Here is a 12,132-nt window from a genome sequence, read left to right as displayed (position 1 = left end):
GGATTTACTTCTTGACGTCGCACGTGTGGCCGAGTTGACTTCCAGCCACCTCGGCCGCAACGACGCGGCCTCGTCAGGGAGGTTTGTGAAGTGAACACGCGTATGCGTCGTGCCGCCGTTGCCATCGCCGCCGGTGCCATGGCAGTCTCGCTCGCCGCCTGTGGCAGCGCCAAGGAGTCCGGCGACAGCGCCGACAAGTCCGACTCGGCCGCGAAGAAGGGCGACGACATCAAGGTCGGCCTGCTCCTCCCGGAGAACCAGACCGCGCGGTACGAGCAGTTCGACAAGCCCGTGATCGAGAAGAAGGTCAAGGAGCTGACGAACAACAAGGGCGAGGTGATCTACGCCAACGCCAAGCAGGACGCCACCCTCCAGAACCAGCAGGTCGACACGATGGTGACCAACAAGGTCGACGTGCTGATCGTGGACGCGGTGGACTACAAGGCGATCGCCGGCTCGGTCAAGAAGGCCAAGGACGCCGGCATCAAGGTCGTCGCCTTCGACCGCCTGGCGGAGGGCCCCATCGACGCCTACACCTCGTTCGACAACGTCACCGTCGGCAAGACGCAGGGCGAGGCCCTTCTCAAGGCGCTGGGCGACAAGGCCAAGGACAGCCAGATCGTCATGATGAACGGGTCCGCCACGGACCCCAACGCCGCCCAGTTCAAGCAGGGCGCACACGCCGCGCTCGACGGCAAGGTGAAGATCGGCCGCGAGTACGACACCAAGGAGTGGAAGCCGGAGAACGCCAACGCCAACATGGAGGGCGCCATCTCCGCCCTCGGCAAGGGCAAGATCCAGGGCGTCTACTCCGCCAACGACGGCATGGCGGGCGGCATCATCACCGCCCTGAAGGCCGCCGGCATCAAGAACATCCCGGTCACCGGCCAGGACGCTGAGCTGGCGGGCGTGCAGCGTATCGTCGCCGGTGAGCAGTACATGAGTGTCTTCAAGTCCTACCCGCAGGAGGGCCAGGTCGCCGCCGAGATGGCCGTCCGCCTCGCCAAGGGCGAGTCGCTCGACGGCCTCGCCAACGACAAGGTCGACAGCGGCACCACCAAGGGCGTCCCCGCGGTCATCGTCCCGGTCGTCTCACTGACCAAGGACAACATCAAGGAGACCGTCATCAAGGACGGCTTCTACACGATCGACCAGATCTGCAGCGGCAACTACAAGGCCGCCTGCGACAAGCTCGGCCTCAAGTAAGCAGCCCCGCCGCCCGTACCGCCTGAGCGCGCACGGGCCGGCTGCCCACGGTCTCCTCCGGCGCCCCGCACTCCACAGCCCCGCAAGCTACGCGGGGCGCCGGACGGAACAACCCCCCAATTCTTCTGCACAACCTCCCGCCGGGTCAGGCGGCGAAGGAGATGGTTCACGTGTCCGCTACGCCCGTGCTGGCGTTGCGCGGGGTCTCCAAGCGATTCGGTGCCGTCCAGGCGCTCACCGAGGTAGAGCTTGAGGTCCACGCCGGTGAGGTGGTCGCCCTGGTGGGTGACAACGGCGCCGGAAAGTCCACGCTGGTCAAGACGATCGCCGGCGTGCACCCCATCGATGAGGGTGCCATCGAGTGGGACGGCAAGACCGTCTCGATCAGTAAGCCGAACGACGCCCAGAACCTCGGCATCGCGACGGTCTACCAGGACCTCGCGCTGTGCGACAACATCGATGTCGTCGGAAACCTCTACCTGGGCCGGGAGATCCGCAAGCGCGGCGTCCTGGACGAGGTGGAGATGGAGCGCCGCTCGCGCGAGCTGCTGGACACGCTGTCCATCCGCATCCCGAGCGTCCGCATCCCGATCGCCTCGCTCTCCGGAGGTCAGCGCCAGGTCGTCGCGATCGCCCGCTCCATGCTCGGCGAGCCCAAGCTGGTCATCCTGGACGAGCCCACCGCCGCCCTCGGCGTCGAGCAGACCGCGCAGGTCCTCGACCTGGTCGAGCGGCTGCGCGAGCGCGGCCACGCCGTCATTCTCATCAGCCACAACATGGCCGACGTCAAGGCGGTCGCCGACAAGGTGGCCGTGCTGCGCCTGGGGCGCAACAACGGCACCTTCGAGGTCAAGACGACCTCCCAGGAAGAGATCATCTCCGCCATCACGGGTGCCACGGAGAACGCCGTGACCCGTCGTGCGGCGCGCACCACTGGGGAGATCAAGAAGTGAGCATCGACAAGACCTCCACCCCCGCCGAGAACAGCGCCGACCAGGTCGCGGTGGAGAACCCCGACGCCGCAGCCGCCGCGGTCACCGCCGTGGACCCCAGGCTTCTGGTGCGCGAGCAGGGCCTCGCCGGCTACATAGGCGAGTTCAAGCGGAAGATGAAGGCCGGTGACCTCGGGTCCCTCCCGGTCGTCGTCGGTCTGCTGATCATCTGGGCCATCTTCGCCAGCCTGAACAGCAACTTCCTCACCGCGGGCAACTTCTCCGACATGTCGGTGGCGATGGTCGGCACCGGCATGATCGCCGTCGGTATCGTCTTCGTCCTGCTGCTCGGCGAGATCGACCTGTCGGTCGGCTCGGTCAGCGGTGTCGCGGGCGCCGCCTTCGCGGTGCTCAGCGTCACCCACGGCATGAACGAGTGGCTGGCCATGCTGCTGGCCGTACTCACCGGCACGGTGGCGGGCGCCATCCACGGCTTCTTCTTCGCGCGGATCGGCGTGCCCGCCTTCGCCGTGACACTGGCCGGCCTGCTGTTCTGGAACGGCTTCATGCTCCAGGTGCTCGGCGCCAACGGCACCATCAACATCGACCCCGAAGGTGTCGTAGCCAAACTCACCGGCTACTTCTTCGCCGATGTCGCCGCCGCCTACGGACTCGCCGTGGTGGCCGTGGTCGGCTACTTCCTCAACGCCTACTTCGACAACCGGCGCCGCGCGGCCGTGGGCATTCCGTCACGGCCGCTGAGTGAGATCATCGTCCGTACTGTCCTACTGGCCGTCGTGGCCTTCGCCGTCGCGATCGTCTTCAACCAGTACAAGGGCCTGCCGCTGGCTGTGCTGATCTTCGTCGTCGTGCTGCTCGTCACCGACTTCGTGCTGCGCCGCACCGCCTACGGCCGAAAGGTCTTCGCGCTCGGCGGCAGCGTCGAGGCCTCCCGCCGCGCCGGCATCAACGTCACGGCGGTGCGCATCTCGGTGTTCGCGATCTCCGGAACGTTCGCCGCGATCGGCGGTCTGTTCATCACGTCCAAGATCGCTTCCGCCAACCAGGGAGCGGGCGCCGGCGACCTGCTGATGAACGCCATCGCCGCAGCCGTCATCGGCGGCACCTCCCTCTTCGGCGGCCGGGGCCGCACCTGGAACGCGCTGCTCGGCGTGCTGGTCATCATCTCGATCCAGTACGGCCTCGCACTCCAGGGTGTCGCCTCCCCGGTCCAGTACATGATCACCGGTGGCGTGCTGCTGGTGACCGTCGTCATCGACGCGATCACCCGCAAGACCCAGAAGACGGCCGGCCGCGCATAGCGTCCCGCACGGCCGACAAAGGTCCGCCCGCCCGCCCGGCCGAGCCCGGCGGGCGGGCGGACCGCTTGTGTACGGATGTGCGGCGTGCCGACCTCAGCAGGCGCCGAGGTCCTCCCACACGCCCCACTCGCCGGTGGTCCCGGGCTCCTCGCCGGTCGTCCACCACTTGGCCTTCCAGGTGTGCCCCTTGTGGGAGACCTGCTGCCCGCCGGTGTAGATCGAGCCCGAGGCCCACGGGGTGGCCGTGCACTGGTTGCCGTTGCCGCCGGTGACGGTCAGCGTGTACGTGGTGCTGTGGCTGCCGGACGGGCTGGTGCCCGTGACGGTGACGGAGTAGGTCCCCGAGACGGCCTGGGAGGTGGTGGCGAGGGTGAGCGTCGACTGCCCGCCCGCCGTGACCGAGCCGGGACCGAACGACGCGGTGACGCCCGCCGGGACCCCGCTCGCTCTGAGCTGCACCGTCTCCGCCCGGCCCTTCGTCACCGCGGTCTTCACCGTGGTGGTGGCCGAGGCACCCGCGGTCACGGTGCCGGAGGCCGGGGCGGCGGAGAGGGAGAAGTCGTTCTCCGGGGCGGTGCTGCCGCTGGTGAAGGGCGCGAAGACGCGCGAGAAGTCCCAGGTGTTCTGCTGGATGCCCGAGCAGTTGTCGGCCGCGCCACCGCCCGCGCAGCCGCCGTTGTCCCGCTGGAGCGCCCAGAAGGAGAGGGTGTTGACGCCCTGCTTCAGGGCCCAGTCGTAGACCGTGCGGGCGTTGTCCAGGGTGAAGGTCTCCGCCGGTCCGAAGTCGTCGACGCCGATCATCTCGATGACGCCGATCATGTGCCACAGCTCGGCGGAGGACTTCGCGGGGTAGAGCCGGGCCAGCACGTCGTGCAGGCCCTGGGTCGCCGTCTGGGTGTCCCGGGCCATGTCGTGCTGCTGGTTGTCGTAGTAGTCGAAGGTCATGAGGTTCACGACGTCGACCCTGGTGCCGTTCTTCACCGCGTTCTCGAGCAGGGCGACGCCGTTGTCCGCGAGGCCGCGGGTGGTGGTGGGCAGGGTGTAGGAGATCTCGAGGTCGCGGCCGTTGCCGGCGGCCCAGTCCTGGACCAGTTTGATGGCCTTGTTGCGGCGGTCGATGCCCGCGATGTTGTCCAGCGCGTCGATCTCGATGTCCATGTCGAGCCGGGAGACGTCGTAGGTCGTGACGACCTTCTCGTAGGCCGCGGCGATCTGCTGGACGTCGGTGCAGCTGTCGGCGATCTCGGTGCCGGTGGTGTCGGCCGTGTAGCCGCCGAACGAGGGGATGACGTCGCCCCCGTTCGCCTGCATAGTGTCGACGTCGGCGCCGAAGGTCGACTGCGCGATCGGCATCGACGGGTCGCCGTTCCAGTACGGCGTGCACGAACCCGGCGTCGCCGTCTGGAGGAAGGCCATGGTCAGGTGCTTGGCGCCCGACTGGGCGGCCAGCGCGGCCGGGCTCTCGCCGGTCCAGGCCTCGAAGTACGGCGCGAAGACCCGGTCCGGCAGCGGGGTCGCCGCCTGGGCCGCGCCGGTGCCGGACAGCGCGAGGCCCACCGCGGCCACGGTGGTGGCGGCCGCGGTGAGGGCGGCCCGGATGGAACGCATGCGTCTCATGTCAGTCCCGGTGTGTGTGGGGAGGAACGTCGATTCCCTTGCCGTGCAGGGGTGTTGCCGGATACGGGGATATCGCCGGAGCATCGGGAGCGCAATGGTCTGGACCAGAATGGGGCTAGACCAATCGGCCGGACCGGGCGCCACCCGGCCTGGACACCGTGCGCCCGGTGGACTGGACCACCCGGGTAAAGGTGTCCCCAAGCCGGACGGGCGGCGTGCCGCAGGGCGCGGACCGGGAAGACGTAGAACGGCCCGCCCCTGGGTAAGGCCGAACGCGTGACGTACGACGCACCGCCCGGACACGTCCGGCCGGAGCGGAACATTAGACTCGACGAGCCCGGCAACAGCTCTACTGCAAGGAGGCACGGGTGCCGCTGCTGACCCGCATCACGGGACCGCGCGATCTGGACCGGCTCAGCCTGGAAGAGCTGAACCAGCTGGCCGAGGAGATCCGTACCTTCCTCGTCGACGCCGTGTCCAAGACCGGCGGCCACCTCGGCCCCAACCTCGGCGTGGTGGAACTCACCCTCGCCCTGCACCGGGTCTTCGACTCGCCGAAGGACAAGGTGCTCTGGGACACGGGACACCAGTCCTACGTCCACAAGCTGCTCACCGGCCGCCAGGACTTCTCGAAGCTGAAGATGAAGGGCGGCCTGTCCGGCTACCCCTCGCAGGCCGAGTCCGAGCACGACGTCATCGAGAACAGCCACGCCTCCACGGTCCTCGGCTGGGCCGACGGCATCGCCAAGGCCAACCAGGTCCTGGACCGCGACGACCACGTCGTCGCCGTCATCGGCGACGGAGCCCTCACCGGCGGCATGGCCTGGGAGGCGCTGAACAACATCGCCGCCGCCAAGGACCGCCCCCTCGTCATCGTCGTCAACGACAACGAACGCTCCTACGCGCCCACCATCGGCGGCCTCGCCAACCACCTGGCGACCCTGCGCACCACCGACGGCTACGAGCGCTTCCTGGCCCGCACCAAGGAGGTCCTGGAGCGCACCCCGGTCGTCGGGCGCCCCCTCTACGACACCCTGCACGGCGCCAAGAAGGGCCTGAAGGACTTCATCGCCCCCCAGGGCATGTTCGAGGACCTCGGCCTCAAGTACGTCGGCCCGATCGACGGCCACGACCTGGAGGCCCTGGAGTCCGCCCTCACCCGCGCCAAGCGCTTCGGCGGGCCCGTCATCGTGCACTGCCTCACCGAGAAGGGCCGCGGCTACCAGCCCGCCCTCCAGGACGAGGCCGACCGCTTCCACGCCGTCGGCAGGATCCACCCCGACACCGGCCTGCCCATCTCCACCTCCGGCGCCGACTGGACCAGCGTCTTCGGCGACGAGATGCTCAAGCTCGGCAAGGAGCGCGCGGACGTGGTCGCCATCACCGCGGCCATGCTCCAGCCGGTCGGCCTCGACAAGTTTGCCAAGGCCTTCCCGGACCGGGTCTACGACGTCGGCATCGCCGAGCAGCACGGCGCGGTCTCCGCGGCCGGCCTCGCCCACGGCGGCGTCCACCCGGTCTTCGCCGTGTACGCCACCTTCCTCAACCGCGCCTTCGACCAGGTCCTGATGGACGTCGCCCTGCACAAGTGCGGCGTGACCTTCGTGCTGGACCGGGCCGGTGTCACCGGCACCGACGGCGCCTCCCACAACGGCATGTGGGACATGTCGATCCTCCAGGTCGTCCCCGGCCTCAGGCTCGCCGCCCCGCGCGACGCCGACCAGGTCCGCGCCCAACTGCGCGAGGCCGTCGCGGTGGACGACGCGCCGACCGTGGTCCGCTTCTCCAAGGGCGCCGTCGGCCCCGCCGTACCCGCCGTCGGCCGGGTCGGCGGCATGGACGTGCTGCGCGCCCCCGGCACCGACACGCCCGACGTGCTCCTGGTCTCCGTCGGCGCCCTCGCGCCGATGTGCCTGGAGATCGCCGACCTGCTGGACAAGCAGGGCATCTCCACCACCGTGGTCGACCCGCGCTGGGTCAAGCCCGTCGACGAGGCCATGGCCCCGCTCGCCGAGCGCCACCGCGTGGTCGTCACCGTCGAGGACAACTCCCGCGTCGGCGGTGTCGGCTCCGCCGTCGCCCAGGCCCTGCGCGACGCCGGCGTCGACGTACCGCTGCGCGACTTCGGCATCCCGCCGCGCTTCCTCGACCACGCCTCCCGCGCCGAGGTGCTGGCCGAGATCGGGCTCACCGCGCCCGACATCGCGCGCCAGGTGACGGGTCTGGTCGCCAGGCTCGACGGCAGGTACGACCGCGCGGGCGCCGAGGCGGACCAGGTGGAGGCCGCGCGCGACTGACACCGCGCACTCCGCACTGAGCCGGATGGGCCGGTTCCACCACTCGTTGCAGTGGCGGAACCGGCCCATCCGCGTGAAATCGCCCACGCCGGGGCATACGCAGTACGCCCCCTCTCGATCATGTCGAGGACGACAAGCGTGGGAGGTTCCCGTGAGCAACACCCTCTTCAGGACCAAGAAGATCGAGCAGTCCATCCGTGACACGGAGGAACCGGAACACGCGCTCAAGAAATCCCTGTCGGCGCTGGACCTGACCGTCTTCGGTATCGGCGTCGTCATCGGCACCGGCATCTTCGTACTGACCGGCACCGTCGCCAAGAACAACGCCGGGCCCTCCACGGCCCTGGCGTTCGTCGTCGCCGGAGTCGTCTGCGCGCTGGCCGCGCTGTGCTACGCGGAGTTCGCCTCCACCGTGCCGGTGGCCGGCTCCGCCTACACCTTCTCCTACGCCTCGCTGGGCGAACTGCCCGCCTGGATCATCGGCTGGGACCTGGTCCTGGAGTTCGCGCTCGGCACGGCGGTGGTGGCCGTCGGCTGGTCGGGCTACATCCGCTCGCTGATGGACAACGCGGGCTGGCACATGCCCGCCGAGCTGGGCGGCAGGGACGGTGCCGAGGGCTTCGGCTTCGACATCCTCGCCGCCGCCCTGGTGCTGGTGCTCACGGCCGTCCTGGTGCTCGGCATGAAGCTGTCGGCGCGGATCACCTCGCTCGTCGTCGCCATCAAGGTGGCGGTCGTCCTCATCGTGATCATCGCGGGCGCCTTCTTCGTCAAGAGCGCCAACTACGACCCCTTCATCCCGAAGTCGCAGCCCGTCGAGGCGGGCGGGGGACTGCACTCACCACTGATCCAGCTGATGTTCGGCTGGGCTCCGGCCAACTTCGGCGTGATGGGCATCTTCACGGCCGCCTCGGTCGTCTTCTTCGCCTTCATCGGCTTCGACATCGTCGCCACGGCCGCCGAGGAGACCAGGAACCCGCAGCGCGACATGCCCCGCGGCATCCTCGGCTCCCTGATCATCTGCACCATCCTCTACGTCGCGGTCTCGATCGTCGTCACCGGCATGCAGCACTACACCGAGCTCTCGGTGGACGCCCCGCTCGCCGACGCCTTCAAGGCCACGGGGCATCCCTTCTTCTCGGGCGTGATCAGCTTCGGCGCGGCCGTCGGCCTGACCACGGTCTGCATGATCCTGCTCCTCGGCCAGAGCCGGGTGTTCTTCGCGATGAGCCGCGACGGACTGCTGCCGCGCTTCTTCTCGCACGTCCACCCGAAGTTCCGCACCCCCTACCGGCCCACCATCCTGCTCGGCGTGGTCATCGCGATCGTCGCCGGCTTCACCAGCCTCAGCGAGCTGGCCGAGCTGGTGAACATCGGCACGCTCTTCGCCTTCGTCGTCGTCGCCATCAGCGTGATCATCCTGCGCAGGACCCGGCCCGACCTGCCCCGCGCCTTCCGCACCCCGCTGGTCCCGGTGCTGCCCATCGTCTCCGTGGCCGCCTCGCTGTGGCTGATGCTGAACCTGCCCGCCGAGACCTGGGTCCGCTTCGCCATCTGGATGGCGATCGGCTTCGTCGTGTACTTCCTCTACGGCCGCACCCACAGCCGCCTGGCCCGCGGCGAGGAGGAGCCGGCCGAGCCGGCCGCCCCGAACGGGCCGTAGTCCGTCGCGGGCCCGTGCGACGCGGCGGAGCGCGGCCGTCGTCGGCCCGTGCGCGCTCCGTCCCTCACCCGGGCCGCACCGTCCTCGGCCCCGCCACCTCGGCACCCAGCTCCACCACCCGGCGGCGCAGCCCGCGGTCGGCCGTCACGACCAGGACGGGGCGGTCGCCCGCGGTCCGCGCGACCAGCTCGACGATGTGGTCGTCCCCGCTGCCGGGCGCGGACTCCACCCGGACACCGGCCACGGAGTCCACCCCGCGGGCCGCGCCCTCGACGACGAGCACGACCTCCAGCGGCCCGGGCCGCCCCGGCACCCCGTCCGCCGCCAGCCGGTCCCGCAGCCGCTCCGCGGCCCCGCGCCGGTCCCGCCACCAGCCGTCGGGCACCGAACCGACGACGTTCGCGGCGTCGACGACCACGAGCGGGGACGCGTTCTCTTCCATCCCGCCAGGGTCGCACGCACCGGCCGGCCCGCCGCCCACCGCCGCCCGCGGCCGTGCGGGGCCCTACCCGAGCGACACGCGGCCGACGGTCCCGCTTAGAGTGATCCGGTGAATGGCGACTGGCTTCTCCTCGGCCGCGACGGCCGCCTCAGTGTGTACCTCCCGTCCAACGACGCCGCCCTGTGGCGTGCCGAGCGCGCGCCCGCGGGCCCCTGGGAGGCGCCGCGCCGTATCGGCGGCGACCAGGAGCTGCGCCCGGGCGGCCTCGCGGTCGGACGGGGCCCCGACGGGTACGCCCACCTGGTCGCCTGGCGCCCCACCGGTGCCGACCGCTGCGGCCTCGTGCACACCACGCACTTCCGGCCGCTGCTCGCGCCCCTGGACTGGCAGTCGGCCGGCCACCCCAACAAGCAGGGCGACCGCACCGGGACCCCCGCCGTCGCGGTCGACGCGCAGGGACGCGCCCATGTCTTCGTCCGCAACGGAGGCGGCGGCATGAGCATGGTGGCCCAGCAGGAGAAGGGCGGCTGGGATCCCTGGCGGGACCTGAAGGGCCGCGGCGTCCAGGAGTCGCCCGCGGCCGTGACGGCCGACTCCGGCCTGGTCGAGCTGTACGCGCCCGTCGAGGGCGGCATCCTGCACTGGCGCCAGGACGCACCGGGCGCGCGCCCGGTGCTGGGGGAGCGCCTCGACGCGGCCGTCCGCCCGGGCACCCTGCGCGCCCTGGCGACCTCCGCGGAGCACACCACGGTCTTCTACACCGACGCCGGCACGGGGGAGTTGTGCGCCTGGCGCCCCGGTGGCAAGCCGACGCCCCTGGCGACCGCCGTCGGCCCCGGACCCGTGGCCGCCGTCCGCACCGTCATAGACGGCCACGACTGCACGCTGCTCGCCCAGCGTTCGGCGGGCAGCGGCCGTGTCTCCTTCGCCGCCTACCCCACGGAGCTGGAGGAGATGGGCGCGGCCTGGACCGAGTCCGGCCCCGCACTGCCGGCCGACGCGACCGTCTCCCTGGCCCTGGACCCCGACGGGCGCCTGGTGGCGGCGTCGCTCTCCCCGTCGAACGGGCAACTGCTGCTGTCCCGGCGGAAGGACGAGGCCGGGCTGGCGCTGGGGGCCTGGGCGGCGGTCTGACGGGACGGCGACGACCCGGGGGAGGGAACCCGGAGACCGTCCCTCCCCGGCGGATCGGGCCGGCGGCCCCTCAGGAGGTCTTGCCGCCCGCGGGGGACTTCTTCGCCGACTCCGGGATCTCCTTGTCGCCGCGGATCGCCTTCCACAGCGTGGACGCCTGCGGCTCCGCGGCCACCACCCGGTTCGGGTCGATCTTGTCGTAGGCCACCGGCAGCATGATGGTCTCCATCGTGGACGGGTCGACCCCGTTCAGGCTGCGTCCGAAGTCCGCGAGCGCGGTGAGCGAGGCGAGTTCGGAGTCGGTGGTCAGGGCCGCGGTGAGCGTGTCGGCGATCTTGTACGTCTTGGTCGGGCTGCCCAGGAGGTCCTGCTTCTTGATCTCGCTCAGCAGGGCGATCATGAACTCCTGCTGGAGCCCGATCCGCCCGAGGTCGCTGCCGTCACCGATGCCGTGCCGGGTGCGCACGAAGGCCAGGGAGTCCGTGCCGTTCAGTCTGTGCGTGCCGGCCGTCAGGTCGAGTCCGCTGGACTTGTCGTGGATGTCCTGGTCGACGGTGACGGTGACGCCGCCTATCGCGTCCACCAGGTCCTTGAAGCCGGCGAAGTCGATCTCCACGTAGTGGTCCATGCGGACCCCGGACATCTTCTCCACCGTCTTGACCACGCAGGCCGGACCGACCTGCGAGTAGACGGAGTTGAACATCACACGCTCCGCCGAGGCCACCTCGGAGCCGTCCGGCTTGGTGCACTCGGGCCGGGTCACCAGGGTGTCGCGCGGGATGCTGACGGCGACGGCCTCCTTGCGCCCCTCGGGGATGTGCATGACCAGGGCGGTGTCCGAACGGGCTCCCGCGACCTTGCCGGTGTTGAGTTCGGCGTTGTCGCCCGCGCGCGAGTCGGAGCCGAGGATCAGGATGTTCTGCCCGGAGGTGGGGAGCTTCTCCGGCCGGTCCTTGCCGATCGCGTCGTTGATGTCGACGCCCTTGATGTTGCCGTTGAGGTCGCTGTAGAGCCAGTAGCCGGTGCCGGCCGCGGCGACGACCAGTACCGCCAGGCCGAGCAGGACCTTCCGGCCGGTGCGGCGCTTCTTCTTCCCGTTCTTCCCGGCTCTGCGGCTCCCGCGCCCCTCGCTCGGCGATCGAGGGGCGGGCGGCACGGGGGTACTCAGGTCGTGGCTCACGGCGGGTCCTCGCAACTCGTGCCCGGAGGGCAGGGGCAGCTGGCCGCTCCCGTGAGGGGCCGGGTCGGTGCTGCTCGGCTGACGCTTGGTTGGCATTGAACTATAGACACGCGGTCGAGCACGCGTACGACCGATGTGCCCGGTGTGTGCGCCGCCGGGCGGGCGCGCCGTCCGGTCCGCCCGTGGCCGCGCGCCCGCCGGCGCCCGCCGGAGAAGCCGTCGTACGAGGCCGGTGCGGTACCGGCAGGGCCCTGGGACAGGTGTTCGGTCGTGCGTATGATGTGGCGAATTCTGGAGTCATCTGTGGACACCAGGCCCGGCGTGGGAGGGGACGGCACA

Annotated in this window: 9 protein-coding genes; 6 read left to right on the top strand and 3 right to left on the bottom strand. The window is 70.4% G+C overall.

The features are described from left to right. Window positions 1-102: 102 nt before the first annotated feature. The 3 genes from IE94_RS0106195 (at window position 103) to IE94_RS0106185 (ending at window position 3,460) form a co-directional block, all read left to right on the top strand. Window positions 103-1,206 (top strand): ABC transporter substrate-binding protein, encoded by a 1,104-nt coding sequence (locus tag IE94_RS0106195; RefSeq protein WP_030179356.1) that lies wholly within the window; start codon window positions 103-105, stop codon window positions 1,204-1,206. Window positions 1,207-1,367: 161 nt separating this feature from the next. After that, window positions 1,368-2,159 (top strand): ATP-binding cassette domain-containing protein, encoded by a 792-nt coding sequence (locus tag IE94_RS0106190; protein ID WP_030179354.1) that lies wholly within the window; start codon window positions 1,368-1,370, stop codon window positions 2,157-2,159. Then, on the top strand, window positions 2,156-3,460 hold the full coding sequence (locus tag IE94_RS0106185) for a sugar ABC transporter permease (protein WP_030179352.1): 1,305 nt from the start codon (window positions 2,156-2,158) through the stop codon (window positions 3,458-3,460). The genes IE94_RS0106190 and IE94_RS0106185 overlap by 4 nt, the downstream gene beginning before the upstream one ends. A 93-nt stretch (window positions 3,461-3,553) precedes the next feature. On the opposite strand, the gene IE94_RS0106180 is transcribed toward IE94_RS0106185, so the two are convergent. Next, window positions 3,554-5,077, bottom strand: coding sequence for a chitinase (locus tag IE94_RS0106180; protein ID WP_030179350.1), 1,524 nt, complete (start codon window positions 5,075-5,077; stop codon window positions 3,554-3,556). Window positions 5,078-5,445: 368 nt separating this feature from the next. On the opposite strand from IE94_RS0106180, the gene dxs reads away from it, so the two are divergent. Both dxs and IE94_RS0106170 read left to right on the top strand, forming a co-directional pair. After that, on the top strand, window positions 5,446-7,374 hold the full coding sequence (gene dxs / locus IE94_RS0106175; protein ID WP_030179347.1) for a 1-deoxy-D-xylulose-5-phosphate synthase: 1,929 nt from the start codon (window positions 5,446-5,448) through the stop codon (window positions 7,372-7,374). Between the two features lie 151 nt (window positions 7,375-7,525). After that, a complete protein-coding gene (locus IE94_RS0106170) occupies window positions 7,526-9,037 on the top strand; it encodes an amino acid permease (RefSeq protein ID WP_030179344.1) in 1,512 nt (503 codons plus the stop codon). 64 nt (window positions 9,038-9,101) lie between these two features. On the opposite strand, the gene IE94_RS0106165 is transcribed toward IE94_RS0106170, so the two are convergent. Then, on the bottom strand, window positions 9,102-9,479 hold the full coding sequence (locus IE94_RS0106165; protein ID WP_030179341.1) for a PIN domain-containing protein: 378 nt from the start codon (window positions 9,477-9,479) through the stop codon (window positions 9,102-9,104). Between the two features lie 108 nt (window positions 9,480-9,587). Between IE94_RS0106165 and IE94_RS0106160 the strand changes: the two genes are divergently transcribed. After that, window positions 9,588-10,613: a DUF8189 domain-containing protein gene (locus tag IE94_RS0106160; RefSeq protein ID WP_030179339.1), complete on the top strand. Its 1,026-nt coding sequence runs from the start codon at window positions 9,588-9,590 to the stop codon at window positions 10,611-10,613. A gap of 70 nt (window positions 10,614-10,683) precedes the next feature. Here the strand turns inward: IE94_RS0106160 and IE94_RS0106155 are convergent, their stop codons facing one another. After that, window positions 10,684-11,793: an LCP family protein gene (locus tag IE94_RS0106155; RefSeq protein WP_209441030.1), complete on the bottom strand. Its 1,110-nt coding sequence runs from the start codon at window positions 11,791-11,793 to the stop codon at window positions 10,684-10,686. Between the last annotated feature and the right edge of the window lie 339 nt (window positions 11,794-12,132).

The organism is Streptomyces violaceorubidus, from assembly GCF_000717995.1.
In the GTDB taxonomy this organism is placed as follows: Bacteria; Actinomycetota; Actinomycetes; order Streptomycetales; family Streptomycetaceae; genus Streptomyces; species Streptomyces violaceorubidus.
Note: the sequence above shows the minus strand (reverse complement) of the source record. Positions and strands in the feature narration are given on the sequence as shown.